Source organism: Anaeromyxobacter terrae, assembly GCF_022690685.1.
In the GTDB taxonomy this organism is placed as follows: Bacteria; Myxococcota; Myxococcia; order Myxococcales; family Anaeromyxobacteraceae; genus Anaeromyxobacter; species Anaeromyxobacter terrae.
This window is the reverse complement of sequence record NZ_JALCYY010000009.1, coordinates 102269-122252: the sequence shown is the minus strand read 5'-3', so window position 1 is coordinate 122252 and position 19984 is coordinate 102269. Positions and strand designations below refer to the sequence as shown.

Here is a 19984-nt window from a genome sequence, read left to right as displayed (position 1 = left end):
GCCCCAGCGCGCGCGCGCCGGGGGCGGGGCGCCCGCCGCTATACCTTCGACTCGAACGCCGCGATGGCCTCCTCCTGCGAGAGCAGGAAGCCGAGCTCGTCGACGCCGTTCAGCAGGCAGTACTTCGCGAACCCGTCGAGCGGGAACGAGGCGGTCGTGCCGTCGGGCAGCGTGACCGTCTGCGAGGAGATGTCGATGCGGACCTTCGCGCCCGGCGCCGCGAGCAGCTTCGCGTGGCTCGCGGGATCGAGCACGACGGGGACGAGCCCGTTCTTGAGGGCGTTGTTGCGGAAGATGTCGGCGACGCGCGTCGAGACGACGGCGCGGATGCCGGCGTCGACGAGCGCCCACGGCGCGTGCTCGCGCGAGGAGCCGCAGCCGAAGTTGTCCCCCGCGACGAGGACGGTGCAGCCCTGCGCCTCGGGGCGGTTCAGCACGAACTCGGGCCGCGGCTTCCCGTCGGCGTCGTAGCGCCAGTCGGAGAACAGCGCCTTGCCGAGCCCCTGCTTGTCGGTGACCTTGAGGAAGCGCCCCGGGATGATCTGATCGGTGTCGATGTTCTCGCGCGGGATGACGACCGTGCGGCTCTCGATGGTGCGGATCGGTTCCATGTCCTAGCCCTCCACCAGCCGCCGGGGATCCGCGACCGCGCCCGACACCGCGGCCGCCGCCGCCGTCGCCGGGCTCGCGAGCAGCGTGCGCCCGCCGGGCCCCTGGCGCCCCTCGAAGTTCCGGTTGGACGTCGAGACGCAGTACTGGCCGGGCTCGAGCATGTCGCCGTTCATGGCGAGGCACATCGAGCAGCCCGGCTCGCGCCACTCGGCGCCCGCCTCGCGGAAGATCCGGTCGAGCCCCTCGGCCTCCGCCGCCTGCTTGACGGCGTGGGAGCCCGCCACGACGAGCGTGCGGGTCTTCACCTTCCGGCCGCGCATCACCTTCGCCGCCTCGCGCAGGTCCTCGAGCCGGCCGTTCGTGCAGCTGCCGACGAACACGACGTCGACCCGCTGGCCGAGGATCGGCTCGCCTGGCGTGAGCGCCATGTAGCGGAGCGCGCTCTCGAGCGTCGCGCGCGCGGCGGGATCCTTCTCCGCGCCCGGCTCCGGGATCCGTCCGGTCACCGGGATCCCCTGCGCCGGGTTCGTGCCGAAGGTGACCATGGGCTCGAGCCGCGAGACGTCGACCGTCACCTCGCGGTCGTAGGTCGCGCCCGCGTCCGTCGGGAGCGCCCGCCACCGCGCGACCGCCGCGTCGAACGCCGCGCCCTTCGGGACCCGCGGCTTCCCGGCGAGCCACTGGAACGTCGTGTCGTCCGGCGCGATCATCCCGGCCCGGGCGCCACCCTCGATCGCCATGTTGCAGAGGGTCATGCGCCCTTCCATGGTGAGGGCGCGGACCGCCGGGCCCGTGAACTCCATCACGTGCCCGGTGCCGCCGCCGACGCCGATCTGGGCGATGATCGCGAGGATCAGGTCCTTCGCGGTGACGCCCGGCTGCAGCGCCCCGTCCACGCGGATGGCGAGCGAGCGCGGCTTGCGCTGGAGCAGGCACTGCGTCGCGAGGACGTGCCCGACCTCGGACGTCCCGATCCCGAACGCGAGGGCGCCGAACGCGCCGTGCGTGGCGGTGTGGCTGTCGCCGCAGACGACGGTCATGCCCGGCTGCGTCGCGCCCATCTCCGGCCCGAAGACGTGCACGACGCCCTGCTGCGGGTCGCCGAGGCCGTGGAGCTCGACGCCGAAGTCGCGCGCGTTCCGCTCGATCTGGGCGACCTGCGCCGCGTTCTGCGCGTCGAAGAACGGCCAGCGGCCATCGGGCAGCCGCGGGAGCGTCGGCGTCGAGTGGTCGGTGGTGGCGAGCGTGCGGTCCCGGCGGCGAACCTGGAGGCCGCGCTCGCGCAGCATCGAGAACGCCTGCGGGCTCGTCACCTCGTGCATGAGGTGGAGGTCGACGTAGAGGACGGCGGGCGTCTCCGGCGTCTCGGCCCGGACGACGTGGGCGTCCCAGACCTTCTCGAACAGCGTGCGCGCGCGGCGCGCTTCGGTGGCGGCGGTCATCAGACGGTACCCATCTCCTCGCGGCGGGCCTCGTCGGTCGCCGGCGTCTTCAGCGCGATGCGGTTCACGACGTCGAGGAACGCGCGCGCGGACCCCTCGACGATGTCGGTCGAGAGCGCCCGGCCGCGGTAGACGCCGGACGCGTGCTCGACCTCGATGGACACCTCGCCCTGCGCGTCCTCGCCCGTCGAGACGCTCACGATCTGGTAGTCGCGCAGCTTCACGGGGATGCCGGTGATCTTCTCGATGGCGCGGTAGACGGCGTCGACCGGCCCGTCGCCGGTGGCGGCGTCGCGGCGCTGCTCGCCGTCGCGCGAGCGGAGCGCGATCGAGGCGACCGGGAGCGTGCCCGTGCCGGAGGTGGTCGACAGCGCCTCGAGCTCCCAGGCGCGGCCGCCCTGGGCGAGCATCTGGCCGTGGATGACGAGCGCCTCGATGTCGGCGTCGTAGATGTCCTTCTTCTTGTCGGCGAGGACCTTGAAGTCCTGGAAGACCTTGTCCACCGCGGCGTCGTCGAGCGCGTAGCCGAGCGCGACGAGCCGCTCCTTCAGCGCGTGCCGCCCGGAGTGCTTGCCGAGGACGAGCTGGCTCTTGGTGAAGCCGACCTCCTCCGGCCGCATGATCTCGTAGGTCTCGCGGTGGGTGAGCATCCCGTGCTGGTGGATGCCCGCCTCGTGGGCGAAGGCGTTCTGCCCCACGATGGCCTTGTTGCGCTGCACGTGCAGGCCGGTGACCTGCGACACCAGCCGGCTCGTCGGGTAGAGCCGCTCGGTCTTCACCCCGGTCTGGACCTTGAGGACGTCGTGGCGCGTGCGGAACGCCATGACGATCTCCTCGAGGGAGGCGTTGCCGGCGCGCTCGCCGATGCCGTTGATGGTGCACTCGACCTGGCGCGCGCCCGCCATCACGCCCGCGAGGCTGTTGGCCACGGCGAGGCCCAGGTCGTTGTGACAGTGCACCGAGACGATCACGTCGTCGATGCCGCGGACGTTCTTCTTCAGGTAGCGGAGGGTGTCCGCGTAGGTGGTCGGCAGCGCGTAGCCGACCGTGTCCGGGATGTTCACCGTGCCGGCGCCGGCCTCGATCACGCGCTCGACCACCTCGGCGAGGAACTCGAGCTCGGTGCGGGCGGCGTCCTCGGTGGAGAACTCGACGTCGTCGAAGCGCTCGCGCGCGAGCTTCACGCCGTCCACCGCGCGGCGGATGATCTCGTCCTTCGCGAGCTTCAGCTTGAAGTCGCGGTGGATGGGCGAGGTGGCCAGGAACACGTGGCAGCGGCGGCGCGGCGCGTCCTTCAGGCCCTTCCACGCGGCGTCGATGTCTCCCCGCGTGCAGCGGGCGAGGCTCGCGATGCTGGGGCCCTCGACCTCGCGCGACACCGCCTGGATGGCCTCGAGGTCCCCCGGCGAGGCGGCGGCGAAGCCCGCCTCGATGACGTCGACGCCGAGATCGCGCAGGGCCCGCGCTACCTGGAGCTTCTGCTCGAGGTTCATCGACGCGCCCGGCGACTGCTCCCCGTCGCGCAGCGTGGTGTCGAAGATGATGACCCTGTCGGCGTCTCTCACGGCAACGCTTTCTCCGTCGTCTTCGGGACGGGAACCTCGGGGTTTGCTCGACTCGGCGCTGCGGGAACGATCGGCGACTGGACCTGCGCTGGCTGCGGGTGAGGCGTTCCGTTGTTCGGGGGATTCTGTCGACATGCGGTCTCCTGGCTCCTGTTTCGGTGGGGCCGGAGAACGTCGCCTGTCGGGGGGCAACCTCTCCGGCCGGTTCGGCGGAAGAGGTCGCGGCGCGGCGTTAGCCTGACCGGGATACCTCTCCCGCCAGGCTAAGAAGTCGGTGCGCGCGTACGAGGAACATCAGAAAAACGAGCCTAGCGATCCGCGAGCGAACCTGTCAAGCGGGGGGCGCACAGGAACGCACCGCGCCCGCCGCGCCCCTTCCGAAGGAGCGGGCGCACGGCCGGTGAGCGTGCGTGGCGTGGAGCGAGGCCGGGGGCGCGGGCGGCGGCGCGACGAGCCGGCCGACCGTCACTCACGGTCCAGGCCGAGATGATCGCCGATGATCGCCAAACGACAGCGTGATTCGCGAATCACCGAAGGTGATTATCGAATCACGAAGCCGTCCTCTAGTACGGCGGCGTCGCCTCTTTACGCAGCAGCCCCTCGAACGCGTCGAGCGGCATGGTCTTCAGATCCTCGCCGCCGTGGCGGCGCGGCGCGACGCCCTTCGCCTCGACCTCCTTCTCGCCGATGACGAGGGAGAACGGGATCTTCGCGAGCTGCGCGTTGCGGATCTTGGCGCCGAGCTTGTCGGAGGACTCGTCGAGCTCGACGCGCCAGCCGGCGGCCGCGAGCTTCGCCTGGACCTCGCGCGCCCAGCCGTCGAACCGGTCCGAGACCGTCACGACGCGCGCCTGCACCGGCGCGAGCCAGGCCGGGAAGACGCCCGCGTAGTGCTCGGTGAGGATCGCGATGAAGCGCTCGAACGAGCCATAGACGGCGCGGTGGATGACGACCGGGCGGTGCTCGTGGTTGTCGTCGCCGACGTAGGTGAGGTCGAACCGCTCGGGCGCCGCGTAGTCGAGCTGGATCGTGCAGGTCTGCCACTTGCGGCCGAGCGAGTCGGTCACGACGAAGTCGATCTTCGGGCCGTAGAACGCGCCGTCGCCGGGGTTCAGCTGCCAGGGCAGGCCCATCCGGTCGAGCGCGGCGCGGAGCGCGCCCTCCGCCTTGTCCCAGAGCGCGTCGTCGCCGATGCGGTCCTCCGGCTTCAGCGGGCGGGTCGAGAAGAGCAGCGAGAACTCGAGCCCGAACGCGCCGTAGACCGTCTTCATGAGCTCGACGATCCGGCTCACCTCCTCCGGGATCTGCGACTCCATGAGGTAGAGGTGCGCGTCGTCCTGCGCGAACTGGCGGACGCGGGTGAGCCCGCCGAGCGAGCCGGAGAGCTCGTTCCGGTGCAGCGTGTCGACCGTGAAGTAGCGGACCGGGAGCTCGCGGTACGAGCGCTTCCCCATCTTGTACAGGAGGTGGTGCGACGGGCAGTTCATCGGCTTGAGGCTCATCGAGAGCCGCTCGTCGACGGGGAGCGCCGGGTCGGACTCCTTGTCGAACACGAGGAACATGTTCTCGCGGTACACGCCCCAGTGACCGCTCTGCTCCCAGAGCCGCTTGTTGAAGAGGAGCGGCGTCTTCACCTCCTGGTACCCGCCCTTCGTCACGAGGCGGCGCATCGCGTCCTCGAGCACGTTGTAGAGCGTGGTCCCGTTCGGCAGCCAGAACGCCGCGCCGGGCGCGACCTCGTGGAACGCGAACAGGCCGAGCGCCGGGCCGAGCTTGCGGTGATCGCGCTTCCTCACCTCCTCGAGCCTGGCGAGGTGCGCCTCGAGCTCCTTCTTGTCGAAGAACGCGGTGCCGTAGATGCGCTGGAGCATCGCGTTCCGCGCATCGCCGCGCCAGTACGCGCCGGCGACGTTGAGGAGCTTCACGACGCCGATGCGCTTCGTCGACGGACCGTGCGGGCCGAGGCAGAAGTCGACCCAGTCGCCGTGGCGGTAGAGCGTGAGCGTCTTCGCCCCGCGCGCGGCGATGTCCTTCACGATCTCGACCTTGTACTTCTCGCCGAGCCGCTCGAAGAGGCCGAGCGCGGCGTCCATCGAGATCTCCTCGCGGACGAACGGCAGGTCCGCGGCGATGGCCTCGTTGGTCGCCTTCTCGATCTTCTCGAGGTCCTCCGGCGTGAAGGGCGTCTCGCGCGCGAAGTCGTAGTAGAAGCCGTCCTCGATCGCCGGGCCGATGGTGACCTGGGTGTCCGGGTAGAGCTTCTGGACGACCGACGCCATGACGTGCGCCGCGTCGTGGCGCGCGACCTCGAGGGCCTCGGGGCTCTTCGTGGTGACGATCTCGAGCTTCGCGTCGCGGTCGAGGGCGCGAGAGAGGTCCACCGGCTCCCCGTCGAGCTTGGCGAAGTAGGCGGCCTTCGCGAGCCCGGCCCCGATCGACGTCTTCACGAAGTCGAGGACGGTCGTGCCCCGCGCCGCCTCCTTCTGGCTGCCGTCGGGGAGGGTCACCTTCACGAGATCGGACATGGCTCTTCCTCTCGTCTGCGCAAAACGAAACGGGCCAGCCGGTGCTCGGCTGGCCCGCGAGTAGGCCCGGTCAGGATTGAACTGACGACCCCTACCGTGTCAAGGTAGTGCTCTACCACTGAGCTACGGGCCTGTCCGCAACGGCGAGCGTTTATAGCCGGTTTTCGGGCGGAGTCAACGGGCAAGGCGGCCGCTCGCCGCGCATGCTCCGGGGGCCCGAGCGGCGACGGCATCCGCGCCTCGTGCGGCCGCGGCGGCCCTCTAGAAGAACACGTCCTCCGCCGGACGGGCGATCCCCCGCCACTCGCGGAGCCGGGCCCGGGGGCGGCCGTCGACGTACTCGACGTGGGCGTACGTGAGCTGCTCCGTGCGGCCGAGGTTGCCGACGTCGAGCGAGGTCATCGCGTTCCAGGTGCCGGTGTTCAGGTAGACCTTGTCGCGCGCGTACTCGCGGTAGAGCGGCACGTGCGTGTGGCCCATGATCACCGTGTGGTAGCCCTTGCGCGCGAGCAGGTGGCGGGCCTCGTGCTCCAGCGTCGGGAACGCGGTGTAGCGCACGAGCCGCTTCGCGAGATCGGCGAGCGGCAGCGGGTCGAGGTGGGGGATCTTCTTCAGCGCGGCCGCGGCGGCGAAGCGGACCGAGCGGAGCGAGATGCGGAGGACCGCCTCGGGATCGTTGAGGAGCGCCCAGCGGTAGTAGCTCGCGAACGGCGCGACCTTGTCGATGTACGGACGCTGCGCCTTCTCCTCGTTCAGCACCGAGATGATGTAGCGCGACCCGAGCGGCAGGTTGAGGAACAGCTCGCCCTTGCGCTCGCGGAAGTAGCGGTTCGGGTTGAACGCGTTCATCGGCTCGCGCTGCATGCCGTGCTCGACGTGCACGCCGTCGAAGTCGTAGCTGTCGAGGAGGAAGCGGTGCGTCCCGCCGACGCGCCGGGCGATCACCTCGCGGACCCCGGCGAAGAGCAGGCCGGGATCGTGGTTGCCCATGATGAACGTGACGCTCCGCCGGGCGTCGCCCGCGAAGCGCGCGAGCGCGTCGAAGACGTGCGCGTGGCCGCGCAGGATCGCCTCGGTCTTCTCGACCGCCACGCGCTCGGTGATCGCCTCCTGCAGCCGCCCGTCGAGATCCACCGAGAGCAGGTTGAAGAAGTCGCCGTTCACGACGAGCTCGGTCTCGGCCCCCGCGAACTCGCCCTCGCGGTGGTAGTCGAGGAACTCGGCGAACTTCCCGTCCTGGCGGAAGTCCTCGAAGACGTTGACGGAGCCGTCCTCGCGATAGGGCCCCTTCCCGAGATGGAAGTCGGAGACGACCAGCTTGAGCTTCCGGGAAGGCATCCGCCGGTAAGATATTCATGGCCGCCCGTCCGGGAAGCGACCGACTGCCGTTCCGGGTCACCGTGATGGGGCGCGCAGCGCGCGGACGAAGAGCAGGAAGTACTGGCCGAAGGACACTGCCACGCACTGCGCGGTGAGGAGCGCCCACGCCGCCACGTATGGGCCCGTGACCGAGCGGGGATAGGCGCCGTAGTCGGCGGCGAGCGCGAACACGACCGTGGCGGCGAGCCCGAACGTGGCGTACTTGCCGATGCGCGTCGGCGCGATGGGGACCGGGTGGTGGGTGGTCCGCAGGAGCACCGCACCCGCGATCTGCAGCGCGTCGCGCGAGACGACGAGCACGGGGAACCAGACCGGGAGCCTCCCGGTCGCAGCGAGCGCGACGAGGGCGCACGCGGCGAGGACCTTGTCGGCGATGGGATCGAGGGCCGCGCCGAGGCGGGTGTGCTGGCGGAGGGCGCGCGCGACTAGGCCGTCGAGGACGTCGGTCGCCGCGGCGGCGGCGAACGCGGCGAGTGCCCGGAGCCGATCGCCGCTCACGTAGAGGACGAGGAACACCGGCGCGAGCACGAGCCGGAGCGCGGTGAGGCCGTTCGCGAGCGTGTACGGCCCGGGCTCGCGGGTCTCGTCGTCCCCTCCCCTCGCCCGCTCCTCGTGCACGCGCCCTCCCGTCGAGAATGGCCTTCAGGCCTCGAACCGGTCGCGCAGGGCGCGGAGCGCGACGAACCGCTCCGCGTCGCCCTCGAGCGCCGCGCCGGGCGCGCGAGCAGCGAGGGCCCCGCGGATCGCCGGAGTCCCCACGCGCAGGAAGGGGTTCACCGCTCGCTCCTCGGCGAGCTCCGACGCGGGCGGCTCCGCGCCGGCCGCGCGCGCCGCGCGGACCGCCTCGAGGCGCGCGCGGGCGGCGGCGTTCTCCGGCTCGAGCGCGAGGGCGAAGGGCAGGTTCGCCTCGGCGTAGTCGTGGCCGGGGTGGACCTCGAGCGCGCCGTCGAGCGCGGCGATGGGCCCGAGGAAGCTCTCCGCGAGCCGCGCCGGATCCCCGCCGTGGCGGCAGTTGCCGCAGCCGGCCCAGAACAGCGTGTCGCCGGTGAGGAGCTTGCCGCGCCAGGAGTACAGCACCGACCCCGGGGTGTGGCCGGGCACCTCCTGCACGCCCACCCGCAGCGCGCCGAGGGCGAGCGTCCGGCGCCCGGCGACGTCCACGTCCGGCGCGAACCACGCCGCGTCGCCGCGGTGGCCGTAGACCTCGACCTCCGGCGCGCCGAGCGCGGCGCGCACCTCGGCCGAGCCGCCGCTGTGGTCGGCGTGACCGTGCGTGTGGAGGACGAAGCGCGGGCGGACGCCGTGATCCGCCGCGAGCGCGAGCGCGACCCGAGCGTCGCCCGGATCGACGAGGACCGCGTCGTCCCCCTCGGCGAGCAGGTAGACGTAGTTGTCGCGGTGGTAGCGGCGGCGGTCGAAGAGCACCTCTCTCTCCTACCGCGGAGGCGCGGCCGCCGTCAGACGTCGTGCGGGTAGTGGGTGAGCCCGATCCGGTTCCCCTCCGGATCGTGGAAGTAGATCGTCCAGCGGGTGCGGTGGACCACGCGCACGCCCGCCTCGTCGAGCCGGTCCTCCCAGGCGCCCCGCTCGGATGGGGAGATGCGCAGCGCGAGCAGGTGCAGCCCCGCCCGGCCGTCACGCCACGGGCGCGGCTCGGGCCGCTCCTCGGCCCGCTCGAGCGCGAGGAACGCGCCCTCACCCTCTCCCACCGAGAGCCACACGCTCCGGTCCCCGCCGCCGTCCTCGCGCGGCCAGCGCTTCAGCACGGGGAGGCCGAGGAGCTCCCGGTAGAACGTCTCGCACCGCTCGAGGTCGGCGCACTGGATCGCGAGGTGGTGGAAGGCGAGCGGCACGGGTGCGAGGTTAGCGCCGGCTCCGGCGGGGCGCCACGCCCGGCGCGTGATAGATTGCCGCGCAACGTGCGAGCCCCCCTCTCCGGCAAGCGTCTCCTGCTCGTCGCCGAGGATCGCGAGCTGGCCGCGCTCGTCGCCGGCGCGGCCGCGCGGCTCGGGGCCGAGGTCGCGGGCGTGAAGACCGGGCGGGCCGCGCTCGCGGCCGTCGCGGCCCGCGCCCCGGACGCCGCCATCCTGGATCTCCCGCTGCCGGACGTACGCGGCAGCGAGCTCGTCGACGCGCTCGCGCGCGCCGGGGTGGCCGCGATCGTGGTCTCCGGCGTGCACCGCGGCGCGCGCGCCGCCGAGGAGGTCCGGCGGCTCGGCGCGAGGGATTTCTTCGAGAAGCCGTTCGAGGTGGCGGCGCTCGTCGCCGCGGTCGCGCGGGCGGTGGGCGCGGAGGCGCCGGCGCTCGACGCCGCGGCGCCGGACGAGGTCACCGGGGCGCGCCCGCTCGAGCGTCACGAGGCGCCGGACGCGATCGCCGCCTCGTTCGGCGACGAGGACGCGGGGGGCGCCGCGCCCGCCCTCCTCGCCGGGCTCGCGATGCCCCTCCCCGCCGCCAGCGCCGCGCGCCCCCGGTCTCTCGACGCGCCGCCGCGGCCGAGCGGCGAGCTCGCCGAGGCGAACGTTCCGCGCCTGTGCGTCGCGCTCCACGTCGGCCAGGCGACGGGCGCGCTCACGCTCGAGCGCGGGCCGGTGCGAAAGCTCCTCCTCGTCGAGCGCGGCGTGCCCGTATACGCGGCGTCCAACGTGGCCGCGGAGCGCTTCGCCGCGATCTGCGTCCGGCTCGGCGACGCCACGGCCGAGGCGGTCGAGACGATGTCCCGCGCCGCGCCGGACGAGCGGCTCGGCGACGCGCTCGTCTCGCGCGGCCTCATCTCCGCCGAGCGGCGCCTGGAGATCGTCCAGGCGCAGGTCCGCGCGATCCTCTGGTCCACGTTCGAGTGGCGCGAGGGACGCTACGCGTTCCAGCCCGGGCGGCCGCCCCCGGACCGGCTCGACCTGCGGCTCCCGATGGCCGATCTGGTCCTCGAGGGCATGCGGCGCGCCGCGACGCTGCCGCGCCTCCGCGAGGAGCTCCTGCCGCACGTACACCTCGGGCCCGCGCCCGACCCTGCGTTCGAGCTCTACGCCCTCAAGCTCCGGCGGGAGGAGGCGAAGCTCCTCGCGCTCACGGACGGCACGAAGGCGGTGGCGGACCTGGTGCGGCTCTCGGAGGTGCCCGAGCGCGACGCGCTCGCCTTCCTCCAGGCGTGCCGGGTGATGCGCGTCCTCGAGGAGGTCGAGCGCGCCCTCGGGGGGACGCGCCGCATCGGCTTCATGTGAGGCGGCGCCCGGGCGGCGCGCCTGAGCGCGAGCGCCCCGCGCGCCCGAGGGCGAGCGCCCCCATGACGACGAGGAGCGAGGCAGCTCCGCCGGCGCCGCCCGAGGCACAGCCGCGGCCCGGGAGGCGCCCGCCCACGCCGCGCGCCGCGGCGGCGGGCGCGAGGAGGTGGTCGCCCTCGGAGCGGACCTCCACCGCCGAGTCGCCCGGCGCGCCGGCGCCGCTCACGGGAAGCTCGATCGTCACCTCGCCTCCCGCGGGGGGCAGGGCGTCGAGCACGATCTCGGCGCCGCCGGAGGCCACCTCGACGGCGCGCGCGCCCTGCACGCGCGGCGGGCCGGCCGGAGCGACCCCGCGCAGCGCGTCCGCGATCCGCACGCGCGGAAGCGCCGCCGAGATCCGGCTCCTGAGCCGCGTGCGGAGGACCGCCACCTCGCCTGCGGCGAGCGCCGCCTCGTCGGCGCCGTGCGTAACCTCGACGAGCCCGGTCGCGTCGAGCGCGAGCGGGAGCGTCGCGGGCGGGCTCGTGACGCCGGTGTCGTCGGACGCGACGAGGGTGACGGCCGGCGCGCCGGCGAGGAGCGCGGGGTAGCTCGCCTCGGGCAGCTCGAGCGCCTGCCGAGACCAGGTCGGCCCGGCCTCGAGCGCGCGCAGCGAGCCCGGGGGCAGCCCGCTCGTCGCCCAGGTGAAGCGCACCGGACGGCCGCAGCCGGTCCACGCCTCGCCCTCGAGGACCGCCTGCGCCCCGCCGGGCGCGAGCGCGATCGCTCCCGGCGACGGGCCGTCGGCGAGCGCGAGGCGCGGCGGGGCGAGCCGCACCTTCACCGCGCCGGCGACCTCGCGGAAGACGCCCTCCGCGTCGGTCGCGCGGGCGACGACCGGCACGTCGCCCTCCGGGCCGCACAGGAGCGCGCCCGGGATCGTGATCGTCGGGCCCAGGCCCGCGGGGCTCGCGCCCGCGCCGAGGAACCACTCGATCGAGACGGGGCCATCCGGATCCCGCGCCTCCACCGCCATCGCATGCGCGCCCCCACGCTCCGCCTCGCCCGGGCTGCCCGCCGCCCAGGCGACGGTCGGCGAGCCGTCGGCGAGGTCCGGGTAGACGAGGAGCGAGCCCTCGCCGGTGCGGGGATCCTCGGCGAGCGCGACGAGGTCGGGCGCGGCCGAGCCGACCACGTCCGCCGCGACGATCTCTCTCACCACGAGGCCGAGCGCGTCGCCGCGCCAGCTCGCGAGACGTCCGCCCTCCGGCCAGAACACGACGATCGCGTCGAGCGCGCGGTCCCACACCGCCGCGCCCGCGACGCCGCCGAGCGCGACGCCCCGCAGCGTGACCGGATCGACGAGCGGCTGCAGGTCCGGGTGGCGCGTGAGGTCCGCCCAGGGCGCCAGGTCGAGCGCGGCGGGATCGCCGCCGTTGCGGATCCAGACGAGCGCGCCGTCTGCGTCCGGGAGGGCGGTGGGGAGCGCGAGCGCGAGGACGAGGTCCGGCACGCCGTCGAGGTCGACGTCGGCCGCCGCGACCCCCTGGACGTCCCCCTGCCGCACGCCCGCGGGGAGCCACGTCGCCTGCGACTCCGGGACGTGATCGCCGACCTTGAGCGCGGTGAGGTGGACTCCGGACAGCCCCGCGCCCGCGTCGGGCGGCCTCGCGTGCAGGAGCAGCTGCACCTCGCCCATTCCCGGCAGCGCGAGATCGTCGAGCCCCAGCGCGCGCGCCGTCGGGCTGAGCCGCAGCGTATAGACCTCGTCGGCGAGCCCGACGCGCGACAGCACGGGCTCGATGGGCCAGCGCGCCGCGTCGGCGCGCCGGCAGCCGGTCACGTCCACCGCCTGCACCGCGCCGGCGGTCCAGCCGCCCGTCCCGACCGGCGCGATCACCACGTCGCCGCCCACCCGGAGCCGCGCCGCGGTCACGGTCGGCGCGCCGGGGGTGAAGAGGCCGCCCACGACGCAGAGCGCTCCGGTCGAGGCGCCCCACGACACGGACACCCCGTCGCCCCGCGCGAACACGAGATCCGCCCGGGCCGCCGGTCCGCCGAGGAACGCGGCGGCGACGTCCCGCGCGCTCGCGTCGATCGGGCGGTCCGGCGCCGCGGGGGCCGAGAGCCGGTGGTGCACCCGGAGCTCGGCGCCCGCGCCGGTGGCCGAGAGGAGGAGGACGTCGCTCGCGGGCGCGGCGCTCGCGATGGACCCGAGGGCGGCCTCCACGCGCCCGCCGGCGATCGGGAGGCGCATCGGGTCGGCCCGGAGCTGCGCCCGCGCGGGCCGGGCGAAGGCGCCGGCCGAAGCGGCCGCGGCGAAGAGGACCGCGAGGGCGAGCGATCGGTTCATGGTCCGTAGGCGAGCTGCGCGCGCAGGAAGATCCGGCCGTCGTCGCGGGGCGCGATCCCGTCGCCGGAGAAGCCGAGGAGCGTGTAGCCGATGGCGATCCGGCTCTGGCCGGCGCGGAGGCCGGCCTCTGCGCGGAGCGCGTCGAGGTCGCCGAGCGGCTGACCGCCGAGCGGCGCGCGGCGCGCGTACTCCGCGGCGACATCCGCCGGCCCTGCGACGCGCACCACGGCGCGGACGCTGCCGGCGGCGCGATCGTCCCGGCCACCCTCGGCCCGATCCCAGCCGATCGCCGCCGCCGCCCCGAGCGCGAGGCGCGCCGCGACGTCCACCGTGCCCGCGAGCCGGGCGACGAGGGCGTCGCGCCGGACCGCGCCGGGGCGCTGGTCCGCGAGCCGCGCGACGGTCGCGAGCAGCCCGGCGCGCTCGAGCCGGAGCGCCGCCCCCGCGGCGGCCTCGAAGGCGAGCGCCTCGCGGACACCCGCGGCGTGCGCCCACGCGGCGCGGCTCGAGAGCGTGAGCCGGGGCGACGCGCGCCACTCCGCGGCGCCTCCGGTCGCGATCTGCGCGTCGCCGCCCTCTCGCCGCGCCTCGCCGCGCAGCGAGAGCCGCACGGGCCCGCGAACGAGCGACGCGGCGCCCGCCGCCCCCGTCCGCTCGAGCTCGCTCCCATCCGCCCTGAGCCGCGCGCCGCGCTCCCCTGTCACGGTGAGCGTGAGGCCCCGCAGCGGCACGACGCTCGCGCCCACCACGCGCGCGGCGCGCAGCCCGAGCGCGTCGCGCGCGAGCTGCTCCTCGGTGAACACCTCGGCGGCGCCGGCCCGCCGGCGCGCGCCGAGCGCGCTCGCCGATTCCCGGAACGCCGAGGGCGCGTCCGGATCCACCGTGTACGTGCCGTACACCGCCTCGCCGTCCCGGCCGCGCTCGCCCGCGACGAGGACCCGCGGGCCGAGCTCCGGTCCCCAGCCGCCCCGGACGGAGAGCCGCCCGTCGCCCCGGTGCACCGTCGCGCCCGCGGCGGTGAAGGTCGGATCGCGGCCGGCGCCCGAGACCGCGAGCCCCTGGTGGTGAGAGAGGTCGAGCGAGAGGCCCGGCGCTGTGCGCCAGCTCGCGCGGACGCCCGCCGACGTCTCCTCTCCGGGCTCCGGCGCGACGAGCCGCGCGTGCGCCGCCTCGGCGGTGAGCGCGAGGCCGCCGACGCGCGCCGTCCCGCGGCCGACGAGCCGCCGCGCCTGGCTCGGCGTGACGTCGCCCTCCTCCGAGGGGCCAGCGCCCTCGCGCTCGGCGTAGGTCGCCGTGGCGGTGAAGATCCCGGCGCGCCCGCCCGCCTCGACCCCGCGCTCGCGCGCGGCTACCGGCTCGGCGAACTCGAAGTCGACGTAGCCCGCCTCGCGCTCCCGCCACCAGGCCGCGTACCGCGCCGGACCGAGCGCGCCCTGCGCCTCGACGTGCACGGCGCCCGCCTCGCCATCGCCCGCCGCCAGGGGCGCGAAGGAGATCCCGCCGTCCGCGCTCCTCCCGAAGGCGCTCGCCGCGCCACCGAACGGCGTGCCCCGGCTCCGAGCCGCCTCGGCGCGGAGGAGAAGCGGCGCGCCCAGGTCGAGCGACGCCGCCGCGGCGCCGAGCCGGTAGCCCCCGGCGCGCTCCTCGTTCGCGCCGTGGGCGGACAGGGAGAGCGGCCCCGCGGACGCGCCGACCCGGCCACCGGCGAGGTCCTCTCCGCCGGGCCCGGTCGCCGCGTGCTGGTAGTCGACCACCAGCACCGCGCGCTGGGCGGAGAACGGCTCGCCCGTCGCGAGCACGGGCGGCGCAGCGGCGGACGACAGCGGCCGCGCGAGCACGATCCGGCCGCTCGCCCAGTCGACCTCGTAGTCCTCGCCGCGGGCGAGCACGCGCCCCCCGCTCACGAGGCCGGTGAAGGGATCGCGCCACTCGATGCGCACGCCCTCGCTGCCCGGGACGACCTCTCCGTGGGAGAGCCAGAAGAAGGCGCCGCCCGTCGCCGCGAGCACGTCGTGCGCCACCTGCGGGGGCGCGTTGCCGCCGGCGTCGGTCCGGAGGGTCGCGCCGAACGCGCTCGCCTCGACGCGCACCGGCCCGAGGTCCCGCTCGCCGCGCGCCTTCGCGCCGAACAGCGCGCGGTCATAGCGGCCGAGCTCCGCGCCGGTGAGCCCGGCGCGGGCCGTGCCGAGGTCGAGACGCGCGCCGGGCGCCTCCACGCGCGCCCAGACGCGGCCGCGGCCGGGGTTCCGGTCGCCCGCGGCGGCGTCGTCGCCCGCCGTGAGGAAGCTCCGCTCCGGATCGAGCGCGTGCTCGACCGCGAGCGTGTCGCGTGGCCGCGCCAGGTCCGCGAGCGACCGCTCGCGATCGTCCACGTCCACGCCCGCCGCGTACTCGACCGGGCCGGCCTTGCCCGCCGCCGTGGCCGCCCCGCGCGCCGTGACGAGGACCCCTGCGTCCCCGCCGAGCGAGAGCTCCAGCTCCGCGAGCGCGGCGCCGGCGCGGAGCCCGTCTGCGCGCGGGAGCGGCAGCGCGACGGCGAGCGGCGGCGCGTTCCCGGACCGAAGCTCGAGCGACGCATCGCGGGCGCCGGACGGGAGGTACGCTGCGAACGCGCCCGAGCCAGACGGAACCGGCGCGAGCCCGCCCACCCGCACCCGCGTGCCCGCCGGCGCGACGCCGTGCACGAGCGCGCCGCCGCCCGCCGCCGCGCCGACGGTCATGGCGGCGACGCGCAGCGGCGCGGAGGGCAGGACGAGCTCGCCCCCGCGCGCCCGCGGCGCGCGGTGGACCTTCCAGGAGTAGACGGCGAGCCCGCCGTCCGCCGCGAGCACCACCACCGGGAAGACGTTCTCCCCAGGCACGAGGCCGACGTCCGCCTGGAACCGCCCGTCCTCCTCGACCTTCGCCGGCGCGTTCGCGACCGTCACGATGGCGCCGGGCGGGACGCGGCCCACGAGCGTCCAGCCGAGGCGTCCGTCCTCCCGAAGCCCGAGGGCGGGCGTCGCACCCGGCTCGTCCGGCCGGACCGGCGCGAGCGCCGGCGCCTCGCCGCGAGGAGGCGCGACGGGAAGCTCGATCGCGACCGCGCCCGCCGGGGCGAGCTCGAACGCGCGGCTCACGCGGAGCCCCTCGGCGAGGACCACGTGCCCGCCGTAGGCCGTCCGATCGCGGAGCACGATCCGGCCGGGAACCTCGAGCAGGTGATAACGGCCGCGCCCGTCCGCGATGGCGATCGCCCCGTCCTCCGCGACGACGCGGGCCCCCGCAACGCCGGGCTCGTCGGCGCCGCAGCGGCCGTCGCGATCGAGATCCAGGCACACGCGCCCGAGCACCGTGCCGCCCGGCTCGCGCTGGGCGCCGAGGAGGACGGACTGTCCGAGCGCCAGCGCGGGCGCGAAGGCCGCGACGAGCGCGAGGGCGCGGGTCACCGCGGGACCTCCAGCACCGCGGCGACGCCTGTCTCCGCGTCCACGACGGCCACGCTGCCCTTGCCCTCGCCGAGCGGCGCGCGCCCTTCGCCGCCCGCCGGCTCCGCGGGGCCGACCGCGACGCCGCGCGCGCGCAGCACCACGCGCCGCCCCGGCAGCGGCCGCCCCCCGGAGTCCTCCACGCGCCACGCGAGGACGCGACCGTCGAGCCAGGCCACGACGTCGACCGGGGAGGCCGGGCGGAGCGCGACCTCGACGTCGCGGGCGAGCGCGATCGGCGGGAGCGGCGGCGCGATCCCTTCCCAGCCCGCGGCACGGGCTCCTCCCTCGACCTCGACCGTCTCGACCCGCCCCGCCGCGGGCGCGCTCGCCTCGCCGTGCGCGTCGGTCGTGCCCCGCGCGCCCGAGCCGAATCGCAGGGCCACGCCCGCCGCCGGGCGACCGTCCACCGTCCGCGCGGCGGCGATCCAGCGGCTCCCCTCGCGCCGGAGCGTGACGCTCGTCGCCGCGTTGCCCGGCGAGAGCGCGAACCGCAGCGGCACGACGGTCCGCCACTCCGGCGCGGCGCGGGGCGCGACGAGCCGGTCCTCTCCGACGAGCCCGTCGGCGCAGCCTTCGGACCCGCTCGCGCGGCCGAGCACCTCGCCGCGGGCGTCGCGCACGACCGCCTCGGCCGCCACCGTCGCGCCGAGCGGGACCGGCTCGCGCGCGAGCGTGAGCTCGATCCGCGCCGGCGGGCCGGGGGCGAGCGCGACCGGGGCCGAGGACTCGGCGGCCCCGTGCCGGACGACGATCGCGTCGCCCTTCCCCGCGCCGGCCGCCGGCGCGCGGTACCGCGCCCGCTGGAGCGCGCCGCGCCAGGGCACGAGGCGCCCGACGGCTCCGGCTGCGGCGGACACCTCGAGCGGCGCCTCCGGGGCAGGCCGCCCCTGGGCATCCGCGGAGAGGCAGTGCACGCTCGCCTCGCTCAGGCCGTCCGCCCGCAGCGCCCGAGGGAAGACGAGGCAGGCAACGCTCCCGTCGCCGGCGGGGAGGCGCAGGTCGATCTCCGTCTCGCTCCGGTTCCCGGCGGCGTCGAGCGCGACCGCCCGCGCGGTCCGGACGCCGGGCGGGATCACGATGGGCACGCGGAACCGGCCGCTCCCGTCGGCCACCGCGTCGTAGCTCCGCTCGGCGACGATGACCGTCGTCCGCGCGCCGGGCTCGCTCCGTCCCGGCAGCTCGACTGCGGCCGCGATCGGGAGCGCCGCACCGCCCGCGGCGCGGGGCGTCGGACACAGCGGGCAGCGTGGAGAGAGGGCCACGACGACGGCGACCTCCGGGCGCGGCCCCGCGGCGGGCGTGTAGGTCGCGCGCCAGCGGCCCGGGCCGGCGGCGGTAGGGGCGGAGATCCGGCCCGGCGCGGCGACGAGCAGGGGCGTCGCCGCCGCGGGATCGGGCGCGCCGTCCGGGCCGCGCGCCTCCAGCGTGAGGCCGATCGGGCCCTCGCGCTTGAGCGGCGTGGACCGGTCCGCGGCGATCGCGATCTCCCCCGCCCCGGGCTCGACCTCGGCCTCCACGCGCGCGTCTCCCGCGAGGAGGACCACGCGATGCGCACCTTCCGCGGGCACGACGCGCCACAGCCCCGGCGCGACGCGCTCGACGGCGCCTGGCTCGACGCGGAGCTCCGCGCCACCCGGGACCGCGACGACCTCGCCGTCCGGCGAGAGCGGCCACGGCGGGAGCAGGATGGTTCCCGCGAGCGCGAGCGCGAGGAGCCCGGTCATGTGAGCCGCGCCTTCAGGCCCGCGCCGCGCGCCGGCGCAGCCGCAGGAGGGCGAGCGCCCCGAGGACCGCGAGCCCGTCGGCGGCGCCGCCGCTCGCGCATCCGCCGGCGCCCGCGCGTCCGGGCACGGCCACGTCGCCACCGGCGGGAGCGTCCGCGGGGACGGCCCCGCCGTTCGCGATGGGAGCGCCCCCGCCGTCCTGCGTGGAGTCCGATCCCGGCGTCACCGGGCCGGCGCCGTCCGCGGCGGGGAGCGCGCGGCCACGGTCGGCGAGCACGCGGATCCGCAGCGAAGCCCCCGGCTTCCCGGCGACCTGCGCCGCGAGCGTTCCCTCGCCACCGCGAGCCACGGCCTGGACCTCCAGGTGAGCGTCTCCGGAGAGCACCTGCGACGGGCCCGCGAGGGCCTCGCCGTCGAGCGTCACCCACCCCGACGACACCCGCCGCGCGTCGACGCAGACGACGATCGGCAGGTCCTCGGTCCCTCCGCCCGAGAACGCGATCTCGCCCGCCGCGGGCGCGCCCGGCGCGCGCACGAGCGCGAGCGTCGCGAGCACCTCCGCCCCCGGGTCGTCGCAGCGCGCGGGCTGCGGTCCCGGCCCGCCGCCTCCGCCGCCCCCGCCGTCGTCCACGATCGGCAGCGGCAGCGTGTAGAGCCCGACGTCGAGGCCGCCCTCCGTCCGCTCCGTGAACGCCACCCGCACCGCGTCGTCGCCGGCGGAGAGGTCTCCGAGGAGCTGCTCCGCCAGCGAAGGCCGCGGCACGTGGACGAGCCCGGTGCGCCAGTTCCAGAGCACCACTCGCGAGCGGCCGGTCGAGAGGTCCTCGAGCGCGATCCAGTCGCCCGACAGGTGCGGGCGCCGCTGCTCGCCGGGGAGGCGCAGCGCGGCGAGGAGCGCGCCGCCGTCATCGTAGAGCTCCACGTCCACGTCCACGTCCGCGCCGGCCGCCGCGCGCGCGACCGCGATCCGGAGCGCGCCCGGCCCGCCGTCCAGCGCGACCCCCGTCGCGCGCCCCTCGCAGACGACGCGCGCCTCGCCGCGCGCGAGCTCCTGCAGCCGGACGGAGCCGCCGTCCCCGTCGTCGACGTACGCCACGGAGGTGCCGCTCACCGCCGGCGCGCGCTGATCTCCGGGAGCCGCGATGACGCCGCCGCGCGGCGCCCCGCCCCCGAGCAGGAACCACCCGATGTCCCGCTCGCCGGGACCGCCCGCCTCCCACGCCACCGCTGCCGTCGAGACCGCCGGCGCGCCTGCGCCTGGCTCCGCTGGCGTCCTGAGGAGCTCGCCGCTCGCGAGGTACGCGACCGCGACGCCGTCGGCGACGCGGTACGCGACGACGGAGCGGGCGACGTCCGGGCTGTCCTCGTCGCCCGGGCCCGCGGCGACGGCGTGCGTGTCGCCGGTCGAGAGATCACGGGCGAGCACGTCCCGGCTCGCACCTGAACCATCCGTGAACACGACCCAGCGCCCGTCGACGGCGGGATCGGCCTGATCGCCGGGCCCCGCCGCGATCCAGGTGAACGTTCCGGCCGGCGCCGCGGCGGCGGCGCACGGTGCGACGAGCGCCAGGGCGAGCCCGGCGATGTGGCTGCGAGTGAGCAAGCGTCCCCCGAGGTGGATATCGGAGGATATCTCGACCCCCTGTCCACCCCAACCCACCCCCGGGTCCACGCTGGCTCAGTGCCGCCGCCGGCGGAACGCGTGAGGAAAGG

At 75.9% G+C, this 19984-nt stretch carries 13 protein-coding genes and 1 tRNA gene; 1 reads left to right on the top strand and 13 read right to left on the bottom strand.

Going from position 1 to position 19984, the window contains the following annotated elements; all coding sequences use genetic code 11:
• Positions 1-38 precede the first annotated feature (38 nt).
• From leuD to MNY62_RS06175, 9 genes are all read right to left on the bottom strand, one after another.
• On the bottom strand, positions 39-611 hold the full coding sequence (gene leuD / locus MNY62_RS06215; protein WP_242343244.1) for a 3-isopropylmalate dehydratase small subunit: 573 nt from the start codon (positions 609-611) through the stop codon (positions 39-41).
• A 3-nt stretch (positions 612-614) separates the two neighbouring features.
• A complete protein-coding gene (leuC, locus tag MNY62_RS06210; protein ID WP_242343243.1) occupies positions 615-2054 on the bottom strand; it encodes a 3-isopropylmalate dehydratase large subunit in 1440 nt (479 codons plus the stop codon).
• A complete protein-coding gene (locus MNY62_RS06205) occupies positions 2054-3619 on the bottom strand; it encodes a 2-isopropylmalate synthase (RefSeq protein WP_242343242.1) in 1566 nt (521 codons plus the stop codon). The genes leuC and MNY62_RS06205 overlap by 1 nt, the downstream gene beginning before the upstream one ends.
• A 563-nt stretch (positions 3620-4182) precedes the next feature.
• Entirely contained in the window at positions 4183-6144 is a 1962-nt protein-coding gene (gene thrS, locus MNY62_RS06200; protein ID WP_242343241.1) for a threonine--tRNA ligase, read from the bottom strand.
• A 61-nt stretch (positions 6145-6205) separates the two neighbouring features.
• Positions 6206-6277 (bottom strand) — tRNA-Val (locus MNY62_RS06195).
• A gap of 128 nt (positions 6278-6405) precedes the next feature.
• Positions 6406-7482 carry a metallophosphoesterase gene (locus MNY62_RS06190; RefSeq protein ID WP_242343240.1) on the bottom strand — a complete coding sequence of 359 codons (1077 nt, stop codon included), beginning with the start codon at positions 7480-7482 and terminating at the stop codon, positions 6406-6408.
• Between the two features lie 57 nt (positions 7483-7539).
• Positions 7540-8142 carry a CDP-alcohol phosphatidyltransferase family protein gene (locus MNY62_RS06185; RefSeq protein ID WP_242343239.1) on the bottom strand — a complete coding sequence of 201 codons (603 nt, stop codon included), beginning with the start codon at positions 8140-8142 and terminating at the stop codon, positions 7540-7542.
• A 24-nt stretch (positions 8143-8166) separates the two neighbouring features.
• Positions 8167-8949 (bottom strand): hydroxyacylglutathione hydrolase C-terminal domain-containing protein, encoded by a 783-nt coding sequence (locus MNY62_RS06180; protein ID WP_242343238.1) that lies wholly within the window; start codon positions 8947-8949, stop codon positions 8167-8169.
• Positions 8950-8981: 32 nt separating this feature from the next.
• A complete protein-coding gene (locus tag MNY62_RS06175; protein ID WP_242343237.1) occupies positions 8982-9377 on the bottom strand; it encodes a VOC family protein in 396 nt (131 codons plus the stop codon).
• Between the two features lie 66 nt (positions 9378-9443).
• Here MNY62_RS06175 and MNY62_RS06170 point away from each other — a divergent pair, with 66 nt between their 5' ends.
• Positions 9444-10745, top strand: coding sequence for a DUF4388 domain-containing protein (locus MNY62_RS06170; protein ID WP_242343236.1), 1302 nt, complete (start codon positions 9444-9446; stop codon positions 10743-10745).
• On the opposite strand, the gene MNY62_RS06165 is transcribed toward MNY62_RS06170, so the two are convergent.
• Genes MNY62_RS06165 through MNY62_RS06150 form a run of 4 tightly spaced genes read right to left on the bottom strand, consistent with a single transcriptional unit; the run spans position 10738 to position 19874 of the window.
• Positions 10738-13077 (bottom strand): hypothetical protein, encoded by a 2340-nt coding sequence (locus tag MNY62_RS06165; RefSeq protein ID WP_242343235.1) that lies wholly within the window; start codon positions 13075-13077, stop codon positions 10738-10740. The genes MNY62_RS06170 and MNY62_RS06165 overlap by 8 nt on opposite strands.
• Positions 13074-16505 (bottom strand): hypothetical protein, encoded by a 3432-nt coding sequence (locus MNY62_RS06160; RefSeq protein WP_242343234.1) that lies wholly within the window; start codon positions 16503-16505, stop codon positions 13074-13076. The genes MNY62_RS06165 and MNY62_RS06160 overlap by 4 nt, the downstream gene beginning before the upstream one ends.
• Positions 16502-18271, bottom strand: coding sequence for a hypothetical protein (locus tag MNY62_RS06155; RefSeq protein WP_242343233.1), 1770 nt, complete (start codon positions 18269-18271; stop codon positions 16502-16504). Before MNY62_RS06155 ends, MNY62_RS06160 begins: the two co-directional genes overlap by 4 nt.
• A gap of 13 nt (positions 18272-18284) precedes the next feature.
• Positions 18285-19874, bottom strand: a complete 1590-nt coding sequence (locus MNY62_RS06150) for a TolB-like translocation protein (protein ID WP_242343232.1) — start codon at positions 19872-19874, stop codon at positions 18285-18287.
• Positions 19875-19984 lie beyond the last annotated feature (110 nt).